The 16,643-nt window shown below is 69.5% G+C and carries 17 protein-coding genes and 1 tRNA gene; 5 read left to right on the top strand and 13 right to left on the bottom strand.

Annotation, left to right across the window (positions count from 1 at the left end; all coding sequences use genetic code 11):
* Positions 1–12 precede the first annotated feature (12 nt).
* On the bottom strand, positions 13–1,023 hold the full coding sequence (locus tag V6R91_RS06775; RefSeq protein WP_336394814.1) for a hypothetical protein: 1,011 nt from the start codon (positions 1,021–1,023) through the stop codon (positions 13–15).
* Positions 1,024–1,156: 133 nt separating this feature from the next.
* Here V6R91_RS06775 and V6R91_RS06770 point away from each other — a divergent pair, with 133 nt between their 5' ends.
* Positions 1,157–1,849 (top strand): hypothetical protein, encoded by a 693-nt coding sequence (locus V6R91_RS06770; RefSeq protein WP_336394813.1) that lies wholly within the window; start codon positions 1,157–1,159, stop codon positions 1,847–1,849.
* Positions 1,850–1,856: 7 nt separating this feature from the next.
* Here the strand turns inward: V6R91_RS06770 and V6R91_RS06765 are convergent.
* The 7 genes from V6R91_RS06765 to V6R91_RS06735 form a co-directional block, all read right to left on the bottom strand.
* A tRNA-Tyr gene (locus tag V6R91_RS06765) sits at positions 1,857–1,938 on the bottom strand.
* A gap of 138 nt (positions 1,939–2,076) precedes the next feature.
* A complete protein-coding gene (locus V6R91_RS06760; protein WP_336394812.1) occupies positions 2,077–2,988 on the bottom strand; it encodes a PfkB family carbohydrate kinase in 912 nt (303 codons plus the stop codon).
* Complete coding sequence (locus tag V6R91_RS06755; RefSeq protein WP_336395059.1) at positions 2,985–3,485, bottom strand: FBP domain-containing protein; 501 nt, start codon at positions 3,483–3,485, stop codon at positions 2,985–2,987. Before V6R91_RS06755 ends, V6R91_RS06760 begins: the two co-directional genes overlap by 4 nt.
* A 94-nt stretch (positions 3,486–3,579) precedes the next feature.
* On the bottom strand, positions 3,580–4,446 hold the full coding sequence (locus V6R91_RS06750) for a hypothetical protein (RefSeq protein ID WP_336394811.1): 867 nt from the start codon (positions 4,444–4,446) through the stop codon (positions 3,580–3,582).
* An 11-nt stretch (positions 4,447–4,457) separates the two neighbouring features.
* Complete coding sequence (locus V6R91_RS06745; protein ID WP_378883489.1) at positions 4,458–5,411, bottom strand: sugar ABC transporter permease; 954 nt, start codon at positions 5,409–5,411, stop codon at positions 4,458–4,460.
* Position 5,412: 1 nt separating this feature from the next.
* A complete protein-coding gene (locus V6R91_RS06740) occupies positions 5,413–7,035 on the bottom strand; it encodes an ABC transporter permease subunit (RefSeq protein ID WP_336394810.1) in 1,623 nt (540 codons plus the stop codon).
* A 224-nt stretch (positions 7,036–7,259) separates the two neighbouring features.
* The gene (locus tag V6R91_RS06735) at positions 7,260–8,504 is read right to left on the bottom strand and encodes a sugar ABC transporter substrate-binding protein (protein WP_336394809.1); all 1,245 of its coding nucleotides are present in this window, start codon (positions 8,502–8,504) and stop codon (positions 7,260–7,262) included.
* Between the two features lie 281 nt (positions 8,505–8,785).
* Here V6R91_RS06735 and V6R91_RS06730 point away from each other — a divergent pair, with 281 nt between their 5' ends.
* Together V6R91_RS06730 and V6R91_RS06725 are read left to right on the top strand one after the other, a co-directional pair.
* Positions 8,786–9,274: a YajQ family cyclic di-GMP-binding protein gene (locus V6R91_RS06730; protein ID WP_109211358.1), complete on the top strand. Its 489-nt coding sequence runs from the start codon at positions 8,786–8,788 to the stop codon at positions 9,272–9,274.
* Between the two features lie 115 nt (positions 9,275–9,389).
* Complete coding sequence (locus V6R91_RS06725) at positions 9,390–10,139, top strand: EAL domain-containing protein (RefSeq protein WP_336394808.1); 750 nt, start codon at positions 9,390–9,392, stop codon at positions 10,137–10,139.
* Between the two features lie 51 nt (positions 10,140–10,190).
* Here the strand turns inward: V6R91_RS06725 and V6R91_RS06720 are convergent, their stop codons facing one another.
* Positions 10,191–10,907 (bottom strand): TetR/AcrR family transcriptional regulator C-terminal domain-containing protein, encoded by a 717-nt coding sequence (locus tag V6R91_RS06720; RefSeq protein WP_336394807.1) that lies wholly within the window; start codon positions 10,905–10,907, stop codon positions 10,191–10,193.
* 190 nt (positions 10,908–11,097) lie between these two features.
* Here V6R91_RS06720 and V6R91_RS06715 point away from each other — a divergent pair, with 190 nt between their 5' ends.
* Complete coding sequence (locus V6R91_RS06715; RefSeq protein WP_336394806.1) at positions 11,098–12,465, top strand: diguanylate cyclase; 1,368 nt, start codon at positions 11,098–11,100, stop codon at positions 12,463–12,465.
* A 115-nt stretch (positions 12,466–12,580) separates the two neighbouring features.
* Here V6R91_RS06715 and V6R91_RS06710 read toward each other — a convergent pair whose 3' ends face one another.
* The 3 genes from V6R91_RS06710 to V6R91_RS06700 form a co-directional block, all read right to left on the bottom strand.
* Entirely contained in the window at positions 12,581–13,177 is a 597-nt protein-coding gene (locus tag V6R91_RS06710; protein WP_336394805.1) for an ABC transporter substrate-binding protein, read from the bottom strand.
* A gap of 249 nt (positions 13,178–13,426) precedes the next feature.
* Positions 13,427–13,966 (bottom strand): flavodoxin domain-containing protein, encoded by a 540-nt coding sequence (locus V6R91_RS06705; protein WP_336394804.1) that lies wholly within the window; start codon positions 13,964–13,966, stop codon positions 13,427–13,429.
* A 73-nt stretch (positions 13,967–14,039) separates the two neighbouring features.
* Positions 14,040–14,834, bottom strand: coding sequence for a hypothetical protein (locus V6R91_RS06700; RefSeq protein ID WP_336394803.1), 795 nt, complete (start codon positions 14,832–14,834; stop codon positions 14,040–14,042).
* Between the two features lie 94 nt (positions 14,835–14,928).
* Here V6R91_RS06700 and V6R91_RS06695 point away from each other — a divergent pair, with 94 nt between their 5' ends.
* Complete coding sequence (locus tag V6R91_RS06695; protein ID WP_336394802.1) at positions 14,929–15,405, top strand: hypothetical protein; 477 nt, start codon at positions 14,929–14,931, stop codon at positions 15,403–15,405.
* A gap of 215 nt (positions 15,406–15,620) precedes the next feature.
* Here the strand turns inward: V6R91_RS06695 and V6R91_RS06690 are convergent, their stop codons facing one another.
* Positions 15,621–16,631 (bottom strand): alpha/beta hydrolase, encoded by a 1,011-nt coding sequence (locus V6R91_RS06690; RefSeq protein ID WP_336394801.1) that lies wholly within the window; start codon positions 16,629–16,631, stop codon positions 15,621–15,623.
* Positions 16,632–16,643: the final 12 nt, after the last annotated feature.

Raw genomic sequence — 16,643 nt, 5'->3', positions numbered from 1 at the left:
GCCCCGCGACGGTCAGGGGCGCGGCGGAAGCGGCGGCGGGGGCGGGTAGCCCTCGTACCCGGGACGCTCCGGCGCCTGGGCCGGCGCCTCCGCGGCGGGCTGCGGCGCATCGCCGTGCGGAGCCGGCGCTCCGGCGGTCGCGGGCGACGGCTCGGCGACGGCCGGTGCGAGCGGCGTGAACACGTGCGCCCCCGGCGAGGGGTGGCCGGTGTAGTAGGCGTTCCAGTCCGGCGACCCATCGGGCAGCATGGGCAGCGGCGTGCCGCCGTCCGCATACGTCGGCCACGGCAGCAGCTCCTGCGTCGCGGGAGCGGATGCCACCGGAGCCGCCGGCACCGGGCCGGACGCGTGCGGCGGGGGCACCGGGTGCGGGTGCGTTCGCGGCCGCTTCGGTGCGAAGAGCACGTTCACCAGCGGCACGAGTGCCGTTCCGACGGCCGCCAGGATCGCGACCGCCACGACGATGCGCCAGTAGAGGTCGGCGAGGGACAGCCACTCCCCGAAGGCCAGCGGGATGATCAGGAGCGCGGCGAGCGCGACCACGAGTGCGATCGTGACGATGACCACGGCACGCGTGAACGTCGTGTCGTACCGCTGGAACGCCTTGATGTAGAGGCGCAGGTGAAGCAGCACCAGTTGCAGGATGAGCACGATCAGCAGGAACTGGATGAACCGGGAGACGCCGAGCCACGGGAAGCGCTCGGGCATCCAGATCATGATCGCCCCGAGGAGCAGCGCGATGATCCAGGACGCCATGCTGGCGAGGGCGAACCACGCGGGGCGCCGCGGTGCGAGGTGGGCGTCCAGGATCGCGACGCCCGCGAATGCGACGAGCAGCAGGATGGTGAGGAAGGCGCGCCCGACGAGACCGTTCTGCGAGCCGACCAGCACCCACACCACGCAGACGATGGCTGCGGCGATGAGCGCACCGATGGCCACCCAGATGGCGGCTCGCAGCAGCGGCGAGAGGGAGGCGTCGCCGCGCTCCTGCTGTGGCGTCGCATACGGATCGGGCGCGGTCATGGCGTTCCTCTCGTGACGCGGGCGGTGGACCCGGCACGCCCATCCTGACACGCGCGCATCCCCGGTTCGAGATCCGCGGAGGCGCGCCGGGATCGGGGGTGCGTCCCCGCCCGACGGCTCGTACCGTGTGCATATGGAGAGCTCCTCGCCCGGGCCGGCGCCGGGGCTCGCTGCGAGGCCGGCGCTGCGGCTGGCGCGGTGGGTGGGATTCACGGTGCTGGGTGAGGGTCTCGGCTTCCTGATCCCGGTGACGGCCTTCGCGCTGGCGTCGGCGCTCGGGCTGAGCGGCTGGGCGGCGTGGGCGATTCTCGTCGTGTTCGGCGCCGGCGAAGGCGCGCTGCTGGGCGTCGGCCAGGCGCTCGGCGCCCGGGGGTCGCGCGCCCAGGTGCCCGTGGGCCGGTGGGCAGCGGTGACGGCGGTGGCGGCATCCGTCGCGTGGGCGATCGGCATGCTGCCGTCGACTCTCGCGGATCTCGGTGCCGACATCGACTGGGCATCGCCGTCGACCTGGGCGGTGGCGGCGCCCGCCGCACTCCTGCTGCTGGCGACCATCCCGCTCGCTCAGCGCCCGGTGCTCGCACGGGCGGGCGTGCCCCGATCGTGGTGGTGGGTGCCCATCAACATGGTCGCGTGGCTGATCGGCATCGTCTTCACGTTCCTGCCGTCGCCGTGGGTCGACGAGTCGACGCCCGCCGCGGTCGTGTTCGGGCTCTTCGCGGTCGGCGGGGCGCTCATGGCGGCGACCGTCGCGGTGCTGACCGGGCTCGGTCTTCGCTGGATGCTGCGCAACGAGGAAACGCGCCCCGCAAGCGGGACGCGTTTCTGATCTCGGGTGGCGAGTGAGGGATTCGAACCCCCGAAGGCTATGCCGGCTGATTTACAGTCAGATCCCTTTGGCCGCTTGGGTAACTCGCCGAGTGCGCACCCGTCCGACTTTTCCAGACGACCGGAGGCGCGATCCACAATCTTACGCGTAGATGCGCGAGGTCAGAAATCGGCGGCCACCCGTGGCCGTCACGGCCCGCGCCCGTCCATCGTCACGTGCCGATGCCGTCACGTGCCGATGCGATCGAGGTCCATGCCGTCGAGGGCGCTCGGCGTGCGCAGCAGGGCACCCTCGAAACGGCAGGTCGCGGCCGCGACATCCATCGCGGTCTGCAGCGCCGTCTCCCAGCCGTCCTCGTCCACCGGAGCGCCGTCCACGAGGACGGCCACCGTCGCGGCGAACGCGGCGTCGCCGGCGCCCATCGTGTCGACGATGCGGCCGGGGAGGCTCGAGATCGGCCGGGTCACCACCACGTCGCCGGCCTCGATCGTGGCGCCCGCGGGCCCCTCGGTGGCGAGCACCGCCTGCGCACCGAGGTCGATCAGCCGGGCGCGCAGCACGTCGAGTCGGTCGTCGTAGAGCAGCGCCGCGTCGTCCTCCCCCACCTTCACCAGGGCCGCGCCGGAGGCCAGGCGCTCGAAGCCGCGCACGAACTCCGCCTTGTCGCTCATCATGCCCGTGCGGGGGTTCGGGTCGACCGCGACCGGGACCCCCGCCGCGTCGACCGCCTCCGCCAGCTCGGCGGTCTGCTCGGGATCGTCGAACGCGAAGCAGCTGATCACCACGAGGTCGGCATCGGCCATCGCCGCGCGCTCGGCGTCACCGAACCGGATGCGGCGCTGCTGAGAGGCCTCGTTGAACTCGTACACCGGTTCACCGCCCCCGGACCGCGTGCTGACCGCCCGCGCCGTCCCCAGCAGCGACGGCGTCGCGATGAGGTCCACCCCGAAGTCCGCGAGATAGCGCCGCACGCGTGAGGCCGGCTCGTCATCGCCCAGCATCGCCACCAGCGTCGCCGGCACGCCCAGACGAGTGAGGCCCACGGCGACGTTCAGCGCGGCGCCGCCGACGAACTCGCGCACGCCGTGGTCGTCGCGGAGCTCGTCGATGAGCGCGTCACCCACCACCACGACGGTCATCGCGGGACCCCCGCCGTCTCGAGGACCCGCCCGACGAACGCCTCGGCGCGGCGCCGCGTGCCGTCGATCTTGCGGTCGACGCTCGCCCGCACCTCGTTGGGCGCGAGCGGAGCGGCCAGCCGCACCGTCTCGTGGCAGGACAGATCCGCGCAGATGTAGGTGCCGACGCTGTCACCGTGCGCGCCCGCCTCGCCGGCCCTCCGCGCGGTGTACATCACGACTTGGTCGGCCGGCTGCATGGTGTGGCACAGATTGCACATCGCGGCCCGACCGCGGGATGTGCCCTCGGCCGCACGCAGCACGACGCCCGACGGCTCTCCGTCGATCTCGGCGATCACGTAGCCGCGACTGCGCGTGCGCGGATCGCGCCACGCGAGGAAATCGAGGTGATCCCAGTCGGTCAGCACGAAGTCATGCGGCAGGGCGACGAGTCTCAGCTCGTCGGGTGAGGCGTTCACGAACGACGAACGCACATCATCTTCGGTCAGCGGGCGCATGGCACCTCCTCGCCGACCCAGTCTACGAACGACGGATGCCTCCGCCACCCCGCGCGCTCGATCTCAGGGCGGCCGCGGCATCCGCCGGGCCGGGTCAGCTCCAGCCGAGGCGTGCCGCCACGACGTCGGCGGCCCGCGAGGGGAAGTCCTCCCACCCGGGCTCCAGGATCCGGCGCGTGAGGCGGTACAGCTCGAAGGCGGTCTCCTCGATGGGCAGATCCAGCGATGCGGCGATGTCGCCTCCCCACGCCGGGAAGTCGCGCTCGAAGCGCCGCACGGGATCGATCGCGTCGCGGAGGGAAGTGGATGCCGCGGCGAACCGTCCACGGATGGCCCGCACCAGCAGCTGCACGGCCCACTGCCGGATGAACGCGTTCCCGTTCAGAACCTCGCCGCGGCGCACCCGCCCCACACCGATCAGCAGCTTCACCAGCACGAGCCGCGCGTCGTTCGCGGGGTCGAACCGGTCGTCCTCGGCGGCGCGCGCCCGCGACTCCGCGAGCAGCCTCGCCGTGGTGCCCGCCTCGTCGTCGACGAGGACCGTCGCGTCTCCGGCGCGAGCGCCGGCGAGCTCCGCGGCGTCCGAGAAGGCGAACTCGAAGACGTGCCCGTCGTCGTAGACGGCGACGAACCCGATCTCGCCTTCGCGCGCGGTGAGCACGAGACGATCCTGATCGGGCAGCCAGGACAGGTCGGGGCGCACCTCGCTCCCGCGGCCGGCCGCCGTCAGCGCGAAGAAGTCGTGGTCCGACCACTCGTCGCGCCGCGCGCGCGCCTCGTCCGACGCCGAGCCGAGCAGCACGAGCCCGACCAGTCCGGGATGCGCGCGAACTCCGGCTGCCAGCCCCGCGCTGAGCGCGTCGAACCGCTCCGGCGCCGTCACTCCGGCTCCACCCGGGTCGGCCGGGGTCGTGTCCTGCGCCGACACGACGCCGCGCGAGACCTCGTCCACCCGGTCCATGCCCGCCTGCGTCACTTGACGCTGCCGGCGGTGAGTCCGCCCACGATGTATCGCTGCAATGACAGGAACAGCGCCATCGGCAGGATCGCCGCAACCACGGCGCCCGCTGCGAAGACGCTCCAGTTCTTCGACTGCGCGTTGGAGACGAACTGATAGAGCCCGACGGCCAGCGTCTGGTTGGCGGGGTCGATGAGCACGACGGAAGCGATGACGAACTCGGCGAAGGTGGAGAGGAAGACGAGGAGGACCACGACGGCCAGGATCGGTGCGACCAGGCGGAGCACGATCGTGAAGAAGATCCGCGCATGACCCGCTCCGTCGATCCGCGCCGCCTCGTCGATGGACGTCGGCACGGTGTTGAAGAACCCGTAGAGAAGGAACGTGTTGACGCCGAGCGCACCACCGAGGTAGATCATGATGAGCCCGAGGAGAGAGTTCAACCCCAGAGCCGGGAAGACGTCGCTGATCGCCGACATGAGCAGGAAGATCGCGACGAAGGCGAGGAGCTGCGGGAACATCTGCACGAGGAGGATCGACAGCAGCCCGAACCGCCGTCCTGTGAACCGCATGCGCGAGAACGCGTACGCCGCGAGCGCCGACAGGAAGACCGCGCCGACAGCTGTCGACAGCCCGACGATCACCGTGTTCGCGAGCCATCGCCCGTAGGGGTAGTTCGGATCCTGGAACAGCGCGACGTAGCTGTCGAAGCTGATGTTCCGGAACAGCCCGTTCGCTGTCAGCAGCGTGCCGCCGGGGTTCAGCGAAGCCGACAGCACGTAGACGAGCGGGAAGACCGAGAACAGCACCATGACGATGCCGACGATGTGGCGCCACCCGGTCTCGCGGAAGTACTTTCCGAACGGACGCCGCGGCATCGGTGCGGTCGGACGCTCCTTCTCCGCAGCGGCCTCGAACCCGATGGCGAGACTCTCGGCGCCGCCCACCCTGGTCTGATCCGTGGACATGTCAGTTCAACTCCTCGAGCGCTTTGGTCTGCCGGAACGCGATGTACGAGATCGCGCCGACGATGAGGAAGATCAGGATCGAGAACGCGGCAGCCAGCCCCATGTCGCGCTGACCGCCCACGAAGGCCACCTTGTAGACCATCGAGATGAGGATGTCTGTCTGCCCGACCGGGATCGGCGCATCGGGGAACCTCGGCCCACCGTTGGTGAGCATGTAGATGAGGACGAAGTTGTTGAAGTTGAAGGCGAACGACGAGATGAGCAACGGTGCGACCGAGACCAGCAGGAGCGGGAACTTGATGTGCCGGAAGATGCCCCACGCACTGGCGCCGTCGACCTTGCCTGCTTCCTGGATGTCGTCCGGGATCGACTGGATAGCCCCCGTGCAGACGAGGAACATGTAGGGGAAGCCCATCCAGAGATTCACGACGAGGATCGCGATCTTCGCGAGCAGCGGATCGGTCAGCCACGGAATCTGCGCGCCGCCGAAGAACCACTCGTTGATGATCCCGAAGTCCTGATTGAACATGCCCGCCCACACCAGCGCGGAAAGGAACCCGGGGAACGCGTAAGGCAGGATCATCGCCACGCGGTAGTACTTCTTGCTCTTCATCCGCGGATCGTTGAACGTGATCGCGAGGAACAGTCCGAGCGCGAACGTCGTGGCGACGGAGAGCAGCGCGAACACGAACGTCCAGATCAAGACGTAGATGAAGGGTCCGCGGATGGACTGCTCCGTGAAGGCGCGGACGTAGTTGTCGAAGCCGACCACGACCTGCCATCCGGGCAGCAGTTCGGTGCCGTCCTCGGCAGTGAACGCGCCGGTGCCGATGTCGCTGTACACGACGCCGGTGGTGGTGTCGGTCATCGTGTCAGCGACGGGATCCCACTCCAGCGACGAGGTGAAGAGATACGCGGTCGATCCGTCGGTCGTGCGAAGGTACCCGTCGTTGAGGTCCTCCGATACCGGAACGGCGAGCCCGGCGATCGCCTCCTGATTGGCGAGGATGCCGCCGAGATCGAGGGTGTTGTATCCCGGTGCGCCGGTGGCGGTGGCACCGTCGACCGGCTCCAGCGGCTGCTCCTCCCCGCCGACGACGAAGTCGCCGGTGTCGGGGTCGGTGGTAAGGAAGAAGAACTCGTTCGCGCGCTCCAGCACGGTGACGGGGAAGGCCGGCGAATCCTCGACGCGGGTCTGGGACTGGAGCAGGAGCGCATTGACCGCATCCTCTTTCGTCGAATTGTGCCCGGAGCCGTAGTTCGTGAAAGAGATGAAGACCGTATAGACGATGAGGAAGATCTGGAAGACCAGCAGGAAGAGGATGCCGGGCGTGAGGTACTTCGCGGGCAGCAGGCCCGGCACCAGATAGATGACGTTTACCGCGATGGTGACGGCGGCGATGATCAGCGGCACGAGCCACTCGCCCTGGAACGCCAGGATGAGGATGCCGTAGACCGCGAAGGCGTCGATGAGGCCGAGCAGGAGGATCTTGACCAGCCAGATCTTCCAGCCCAGTCCAGCCGCCTCCGCGAGGGCGGTCGCCCGCTTCTGCCGACGGAGCCGGGATCGGTCGTCCGGTGTTCTGGCGGGGGACGTGGTCTCCTCGAGGACGGGACCGGCCATCGTCGACTCCTTCGGGGTGGTGCGATAAAGACGTGCTGCGGTGGGGGGGGGGCCAGTGGCCCCCCCCCCCCCCCGGCGGGAGCCCGCGGTCATTGGGGGGCTTTGCGCGGGCCTCTGAGGGGCCGCGGCGGTCGGCCCGCGCCCACGGGCGCGCGCGGGGGGGGGGCGCTAAACGGGGGTGGGGGGGGGGGGGGGCCCCGGCCCCCCCCCCCACCGCACGGGCGTCAGCCGTCGATCTTGGCCTGGATGTCCTCGGCCATCTTCGTCCAGGTGGCAGCAGGGTCGGCACCGCCGATGATCGCCGCCTCCGCGACGCCCCAGAACTCCCACACCGATCCCATCTCGGGGATGCTCGGCATCGGGAACCCGGTCGCGCCGACATCGCCGAATCCCTTGATGATCGGGTCCTCAGCCGCCTTCTCGTACGCGGAAGTCAGCGCCGGAGGCCGGTTGCCCGCCTCGTAGAGGGCGTACTGGACCTCCTCGGTGCCGATGTAGTTCACGAGGAACTGGTTGGCCAGGAGCGCGTTCTCCGACTTGGCGTTCACGTAGAAGCCCTGCACGCCGACGAAGGGCGATGCGGTCTCGCCGCCCGCGGTCGGAATGGGGTCGATGGCGATGTTGATGCCCTTGGCCTCGGCGTCCGTCGTGTTCCACGGGCCGGTGAGGATGAAGGGCGACTCGCCCGCGTTGAACGCTTCCTTCGCGAGATCCTGCGTGAGGTTCAGGTTGATCGCGCCCGCCGCGCCCTGCTGACCGAGCCACGCCGCGAACGCCTGGCCGGCCTCGTCACCGACGGTGAGCTGAGAACCGTCGTACGAGCCATCGGCGTTCTGCGCGAACACGGAGTTGCCGAACGAGGTCTGGAAGCCGTACAGGTGGTACGGATCCGCGTTGGCCGGGTCGAGTCCGACGACGAACGGGTACTTGGTGCCCGCGGCGGTGCCGGCGGCGATCATGTCGTCGAAGGTGGCAGGCGCCTCGGACACGAGATCCGCGTTGCGCATGAGCGCAACGTTCTCGGTCGCGTACGGCAGACCGTAGACCTTGCCGTCGTACGTGAAGGCGGAGATGGCCACCTCCTGGAATGCGGACGCGGAGTCGCCGAGCTCGATCGGCGCGACGAGGCCGTCCTGCACGAACGAGCCGAGCCAGTCGTGGGCGCCGATGGTGACGTCCGGACCCTTGCCGGTCGGCACCTGCGCGGTGAAGTCGTCGCGGATCTTCTCGTTCTGCTTCACGACGAGGTCGACCGTGACGCCGTTCTCCTCCTCGAAGTCCGAGATGGTGCCCTCGAGCGCGTCTGCGCGGTTCTGGTCGACCCAGACGGTCAGCGTGGCATCGCTTTCGCTTTCGCCCCCGCCCCCGTCGGTGCTGTCCGCGCCGCCGCCGGCGCAGCCGGCGAGCAGCAGCGCGCTCCCTGCAATGAACGCGCCGGTGGCAAGCGCGCGCTTCATGTTCACCCTCATCGGTGTGTGCCTCTCTGGAGTGCTGGTGAGTTGAACCGGCCCTCGGCCGGTGCGGTGGCACCGATGAAGGCCGTTCTTCGGCTTGCACGAATCTGCAAGCGCTTACATTCTGCATCATGCGGTGAATCAGGACAAGGTGGGCGAAGCCAATCGATATCTCCTCGTGATCTTGCGAGAACTGGAACCGCTTCCAGCCGACGACTCGCTCAGCAACGCGCGCATGCCCGGAAAGCGGCATCCCACTCTCCGCCAGCCGTCCGCCCGCCGATAGACTTCCGGCCATGGCAGATTCCTCGTTCGACATCGTCAGCAAGGTCGACCACCAGGAGGCCGACAACGCGCTCAACCAGGCCCGCAAGGAGGTCGAGCAGCGCTACGACTTCAAGGGCACGGGCGCCTCGATCGAGTGGAGCGGCGAGGCCGTGCTCATCAAGGCCAACTCCGAGGAGCGGGCGAAGGCGGTCCTCGACGTGTTCCAGTCCAAGCTCATCAAGCGGGGCATCTCTCTGAAGAGCCTGGAGTCCGGCGACCCGGTCGCCAGCGGCAAGGAGTACCGGATCACGTCGACGATCAAGGACGGCATCTCGTCCGAGAACGCGAAGAAGATCTCGAAGATCATCCGCGACGAGGGCCCGAAGTCGGTGAAGTCGCAGATCCAGGGCGACGAGCTGCGCGTGCAGTCCAAGTCCCGCGACGACCTGCAGGAGGTGCAGCGCCTGCTGAAGGCCGCCGACCTCGACGTCGACCTCCAGTTCGTCAACTACCGGTAGTGCCCTAACCCGGCCGCGACCTCGTGTCAACACGTCAGGCGGCCACGAGCCTCCTGAAAGAATGGGGGCACCCGCGGCGAGACCGAGTGCTCGCCCGGACTGGGGCGGATACACAGTGATCGAGATCGCGGAGATGACGCGTGCGCTGCGGCGCGCGCTGAGCCGCGGCGAACTGGCGGCGTGGTTCCAGCCTCAGATCGACCTGAGAACGAACCGGCTGGTCGCCGCCGAGGCGCTCTGCCGTTGGCACCACCCGACGTGGGGCACGGTGGGCCCCAATGAGTTCATCCCGGTCGCCGAAGAGGACGGCACCATCCACGACATCGGCCGGTACATGACCACGCAGGCCATGGGAGCGATGACCGAGTGGGGCATCGATCTCTCGGTCAACGTCTCCCCCGCCCAGTTGGAAGGCGCCGGTTTCACCACCTGGATGGAACGGATGATCCACCGCATCCGGCGCCCTGCGCGGCACCTGACGCTCGAGATCACCGAGGGTCGTCGCATCGGCGACGCCCCCGCCCTCGTGGCACGGCTGGACCGGTTGCGCGGGCTCGGCATAGGCATCGCAATCGATGACTTCGGTGCCGGGCAGGCGTCGCTCACCCAGGCCAAGCGGCTGCACGCCACGGAACTGAAGATCGACCGGGCTCTCATCGTCGACGACTCCCCGGAGGCCTCCGAAGTGGTCTCGGATGCCGTGACACGTGCTCATGACGCCGGCATCCGCGTCGTCGCCGAAGGCGTCGAGACCGCCGAGCAGCTCGCCAAGGTGACCCGGCTGGGGTGCGACCGCGCGCAGGGTTACCTGCTGAGCCGCCCTATCCGCCGCACTGAGATGGCCCGCTTGGTGGCCAGCGCCTGAAGACAGGCATCCCGAGCCGCGAAGAGCCCTGCCGACGATGCCGGGGGTCGGTCAGTGCGCGACATGCTGCGCGAGGCGGTCCAGGAGCGCCTCGAGCGAGACCTCGAACTCCTCGTCGCTGCGATCCTCGCTGAGCAGGGCCCGCAGGCGGAACACTTCCGGCGCATCCTCGAGGGTGCGGGTGCCGTCCTGCTCGGGGATGGAAGCGCCCCCTTCGTCCAGAGGTTCGCCGACGGGGCCGGTCGCTGCTCCTCGGACAGCCGCCTCCAGCAGCAGCTGCCCCAGGAGGAAGCTGCTGAAGGACCGGTAGGCGTCGACGGCCTGCTGGTCGGTGAAGCCGTGCCCGATCAGCGCCGCGAGGAACGCATTGACCACCTCGATGCTCCGCAACGGCGGCCGCAGCCACGGCGCTGCAGGATGCCGCGACGCGATCAACGGGAAGACCTTCGGGTGCTTGATCGCGATCTGCCGCACCTGGTGGGCGGTGGTCTGCAGATAGCCCTGCCAATGCTCAGCGAGCTGGGCGTCCAGACTCGACAGCAGGTCACCCATGAGCAGGGCGACGACCCCCTCGAGGAGATCCTCCTTGCCGTGCACGTGACGGTACAGCGACATCGCCTCGACACCGAGCTCCTGCGCCAGCGACCGCATCGACAGGCTCTGCGCGCCGGAGACATCGATCTGCCGCAACGCCGTCTCGATGATCAGCTCGCGACTGAGCTTCGGCGCCGCGGTCTTCGCCGGCTGCGTGCTCCTGCTCTTGGCCACTGACCTATCCTTCCCTACCTGCGGTCGCCGGTTGAGGGGTTTACGTGAGATGCTTCTCGCTACGCTTACACCGTAAGCACAGACTCGCCCCGTCTGTGACCCGCCTGCCCCGAGAGGCCCCCAGCATGCCCGCTGTCCCCGCCCGCGCTGCGTGCGCCGTTCACGCCTCCGAGAGTGGGCGGTTCCTGTCATGACCTCCACCGTAGACAACGACTGGTTCCACCGGGCCCCCTGCGGACTTCTTGCCACGACGTTCGAAGGCTCCATCGTCGAGGCGAACGACATCCTGCTCACCTGGACGGGCCGCACCCGCCAGGAGCTCTCCGGCGCAGGACTGACTGCGCTCCTCGATCCGGCCAGCACGCTCACCTACGAGACCAGCTACCGTCAGGTCCTCCTTCGCAACGGCTCGGTGCAACAGGTGACGCTCACACTCCGCACGCCTGCGGATGCCGCCGTGCCGGTGCTCGTCAACGCGGTTCGTGATGACGAAGCCGGACTCATCCGGTTCGCGCTCTTCGACGCCACCGAACGCGTCCGCTACGAGCAGGACCTCCTCGCCGCCAGGAGAACCGCGGAGCAGTCCGAACAACGCGTCCGGATCCTGCAGGAGGTGTCCACGATGTTCGACGTGAGCGCCACCGACCGAGACGTCGCCCAGTCCTTCGCGGCCGTCGCGCGGGACGCGTTCACAGCGACGGAGACCGCGGTCCTGCTCGCCCAGGACGACGGGCACCTCGTCCTCAGCGGCGGCACGAACCCGCTCGAGGGCAAAGTCGCGCCCGTGCACGCGCTGAGGGAGACCACCGAGGTGACGGTGGTGCACAACAACGACGCCGGGTATCCGGAACTCAGTGCTGCGATGCGGAGCAACGGTCTCGCCGCACTCAGCGTGATGCCGCTCGTCGCCGACGGGCAGCGCCTGGGGATCCTGGTCTGCTTCTACAACCGGCGCACCGACTTCGATGCGCACTTCTTCGAGCTCCAGCAGGCGCTGGGGCGACAGGCCTCGCAGACGCTGCTCCGGGTTCGCCTGCAGCGCACCCTCGCGCGGCTGGCCCTGCACGACCAGCTCACCGGTGCGGCCAACCGGCAGCTTCTCCAACTCACCCTGGACGAGGCGATCGCGGCGGCCGACGTCTCCGGCGAGCCCCTCGCCGTGCTCTTCCTGGACGTCGACGACTTCAAGGGCATCAACGACGCCTTCGGCCACGCCGCGGGCGACATGGTGCTCGTCGAACTCGCCACGCGCCTGCGAGGCGGCGTCCGCGCCGGGGACATGGTCGGGCGGATCGGCGGCGACGAGTTCGTCGCCATCTGCGCCGGCGCGGACGCCGACGCCGCCGAAGCCATCGCGCAGCGCATCCTCACCGTCTGCCGACTGCCCATCCCCGTGCCGGACGGGATCATCTCGGCGTCGGTCAGCGTCGGCGTATCCCTCTACCGTCCGGGAATCGACCCGTCCACCGCCGCGCAGCAGCTGCTCGTGCGCGCCGACGCCGCGATGTACGACGCCAAGCGGGCGGGCAAGGACCGCGTCACGATGAACGCGGGCTGACTCACTCGCAGATACTCGTGTGGCGGCGGACACATGTCGGCGCCACGCACGACTCCGGCCCGGGCTGCGAAGATCCCCGGGCCGGAGCGGCCGTGCGTACGAACGGCGTGAGCGGTTACAGGCCCAGGCCGGTCAGAAGACGGTTCAGCAGCGCACCGATGCCCTGCAGCGGGCCGTCGCGGTCCAGGAGCCCGGCGACCGCGCACAGCAGGTTGCCGAGCAGGTTGCCGGCGCCCGGAACGGCGGTGATGTCGAGCTGCACCTCGTTCAGGTCGACGACGAGGCCGAGGAGGTCGAGGTGCAGCGGTCCGAGATCCAGGTCGAGGATCGTGCACGCGTCGTTCGCCTGCAGGTTGTCGATCGTCGTGGTGAACGGGGTGGCGGCGATCGGAACACCGTCAAGGGTTCCCGAGATCGTTCCGGTCAGCTGCAGCACGCCATCCACGGTGCGGACGGTCAGGTCACTGATCTCACCGACGAAGCCGTCACCTGTCACCGGCAACGACGTCGGAACAGCGGGAGCCTGGTGAACGACCGCGGCGGACGCGGTCGTCGGGGGTGCGGCGCTGGCCGCCATGGCAGGCAGCACTCCCAGTGTGGTTGAAAGGGCGAGGGCGACTCCGGCGCTGGCGATCTTCGTCTTGCGCAACATGGCTTGCACTTCCTTTCGTTGGGCTCGTGGCCGGGGCGCCGCGAGCTCAGGAATGTTCAAGCTAGGTCGCATCGTCTCGCCGAGCTTCTCGGTTCCCTTCGTCGCGTCCCGCGGGTATCATCCGGGTCCTTCAGCGCGCCGCGACCCGACCCCGGCGACCCGATTTCCGGGGAATTCGCCGCGTCGGCACAGGCAGGCGGCCGACTGAACCGGGTGCCCTTGACGATTGTGTTCGCCGACCGCGAAACCGGCGTAATAGAAAGGCGCTTCGCCGTCGCTTCGCCGGAAAGGCTCCCCTCGGACGCCGGGTCACGCCTGCGCGGCGGTGGGCGCGAGGGCGTCCGCGATCTCGGCCGCCCACGTGTCGATGACGTCCCACTCGCGGAAGTCTCCCTGCGGCAGGATGTCGCGGATCGCCGGCATCCAGGCGATGATGCGATCGGCGCCGCGGACCTTGTCGTGATCGTAGGCGCCGCGGAAGACCTGGGTCCCCCGCGGGTGCAGACGGTCTTCATAGTCGGCGAACTGCTTGGGCTCGGCACCCTTCAGCACGTCTTCGCCGTCCTTGTCGACCTCCTCGGTGCCGAGCGGCCCGCTGCTGAAGAGCCACACCGGGTGCGCGGCGAGCTCAGCCGCGTTGCGTTTCACGAACCGCCGCGCGTCCTTCCTCCAGTTGAACTCGTACGTCGCCGACCCGACCACGTACGCGTCGTAGCCGGTGGCATCGTGCACGTCTCGGCATCGGCTGACGTCGACAGCGAGACCCCGCTTGCGCAAGCAGTCACCGATCCGCTGCGCGATGCCCTCGGTTGCGCCGTACTTGCTCGAGTACGCCACCAGTACCCTCATTGCGCTCATCTCCTTCATCCCGGCGCTGCGATGCACCGTTCGACGTGCTCCCGGCCCTGATCAGATCAGCCGGTCAGAGCGACGTGCTCTGCGGTGCCCTGGGTGGCTGGGCAGGCGCCGGCTGGCCGGGCGAGCGCAGTCCGCGCTGCCCCACGCCGAGGAGCACGGCTCCGGCGACGATGCCGGTCAGTCCTGCCACCAAGAGGATGCCGCCGAGCACGAGCAGCGCCGTAGCCGCCGGGGCGATGAGGTCGCTGCGTGCGCCGACGCTCATCTCCACGTCGATCCCGCGGGCGCCGTCGGGGTTCATGACGACGATCCCCCACTCGCCGGGCGTGAGCGTCCAGCGCACCTCCTGCGGCCCCGAGCCGCTCGCCGACGACACCCAGATGTCGAGATCGCCCGGTTCCTCCGACGGCGCCGAGCCGTCGTGCTCGCGGTAGCGCACGTTCGAGCGGAAGTCGAGCCGGCGCACCTCGCTGTGCGCGACGTCCGCGAGGTATCGATCGATGTCGTCCTGGGCGGCGATCCCGACGAAGACCGGCCCGTCCGCCGATTCGACGGTCATCCGCAGCACGGCGACATCGAACGGGAGGTCCGGCGCGTCGCTGTCGACCGTGACCGCGTCTCGTGCGGGCGACGTGAGCGCGTACGAATCCGTCGACATCTCGATCGGGCCGGCGGAGATGAATCCGTCACGGCCCTGCAGCCCCTGGACCCCGGCGGCCGTCACTCCGACGAGAAGGACGGCACCGCCGCCTGCCGCGACGAGGAGGCCGATGATGAGCAGCACGATCCCGACGATCGTGGCGGTCGCGCCGGGCTGCCGCGGCGGGGTGGCGACGCTGGGTGTGGTCGATCCGGTCATGTTCCCAGAGTGCGCGGCGGCGGTGGGATGCCACGGGGCGAAGGTCCCATGGCGGCGCGGCGGATCCCGGCGCGACCGCCCTACACTCGGGGCCATGCGCTTTCTCCGGGCACTGCTGTCAGCCGTCGTCGCGACGCTGCCGGTGCTGGCCATCCTGCTGATCCCCGATCTCGTCCGGGGCGACGCGGGGGGCGTCCCGCTCGTCGGCATCGGCAGCACGCTCCTCAACGCGGCGTTCATCGCCGCGATCATCCTGGTCCCGAAGGTCAATGGATGGCTCGACCCGGAGGCGCCCGACTGGACCTCGGCGGCCGCCATGGCGGCCGTCGGTGCCGTGTGGCGCAGCCGCATCTGGCTCGCGCTGCTGGCCGTGCTGGCGCTGCTCGCGGTCTACGCCGCCGGGCAGACCGTCGCGTACTTCGTCGGCCAGGCGAACCCCGCCGTCACGGACGGCGCGCTGGACTACAGCACGTTCCTCGCGCAGGAGATGACCGTCTACCTGCTCGGGTTCGTGCTGTCGCTGACGACCTACCTGCTCATCATGCGGGCGCTGACTCGCCGGGCGGACTGAGACGCCGACGCAGCGGGACACGTAAAAGGCCCCGGGTGCTGGGGACACCCGGGGCCTGTCGTCGTCTGCTCTCGCTCACCAACCCCCCGGTTAGCGGCGCCCGACGACGGGATGGGAAGGATTCTTGGGGAGGGCCTTCCCTGAGATGCTGGGGACATCTCCCCTATATGTTAACCCGTCCGGCAAGGGGTCCGATGTCCCCTCTTCGGGGGACATCAGCCGTCGGACGCGACATACCCCCGCAGCCACCGGTCGAGCGCCTGATAAGCCGCGGCCCGGGGACCGGGTCTGGAGAGGAACACGTCGTGGATGGCTCCCTCGATCCGCGCGATCGTCACGATACCCCCGATGCGGGTCGCGGCGCGAGCGATGTCGTCGACGACCAGCACCGAATCCGTCGACGTCATCGACTCCCGCCATGACAGCGGCACGGTGGAGTGCGTCGAGAGCAGCACCATCGCCGGGCATCCCACGTCCACTCCCGCCGCGATGCGACGATGCCCGTCCATGACGGCCGAGAGCCAGCCCGGTGCGGTCGGGAACCCCCGGTCCGGCCGCCACCGCGCCCGCACCTCGTCAGCCGGCAGCGAGCCGATCTCCTGCTGCGCGCGGGTGTAGAACCCCAGGTCGACGGCGGGCTGCGCGCCGCGCGGGTCGAGGCGGGCGCGGATGTCGACCAGCGGCGCCAGCGCCTGGCGACCGAGCGCGCCCAGCTGCAGCTCGAGCCACGGGCTGTTGAGCACGACGGCGTCGGCCCGTCCCGGGTGCCGCGCCGCCCACAGAGTCAGCGTGAGGCCGCCCGTCGAGTGGCCGAGCAGCACGAGGCGGCGCCGAGGCGCGGCATCCGCTCCCGTGCCGTGTCCCATCGCCTCCAGCGCCGCGGCGATGTCGAGGTCGTAGTCCTCGAGGGAGTCGATGTAGCCCGGCGCCTCCCCGTCTCGCAGGCTGCGTCCGTAGCGCCGCAGGTCGAGCGCGTAGAAGCGCGCTCCCCGCGTGGTCCAGAAGTGCGCGAGCTCCCGCTGGAAGAAGTAGTCCGACCACCCGTGCACGTAGAGCACGTCGACGCCGCGCAGCGGCGCGAACAGCGTGGCGAGACTGTTCGGAAGGCAGCGCACGAGCGTCGCCAGCAGCTCGCCGTCGACGCCGGAGGCATCCAGCGGCAGCGTCAGCTGCTCGAACGGCTTCCCGAGGACGTCGGGGCTCCACGCGGCGGACGGCCCGGCCATGGCCTCAGCCTA

This window comes from Microbacterium sp. CCNWLW41 (assembly GCF_037083505.1).
Note: the sequence above shows the minus strand (reverse complement) of the source record. Positions and strands in the feature narration are given on the sequence as shown.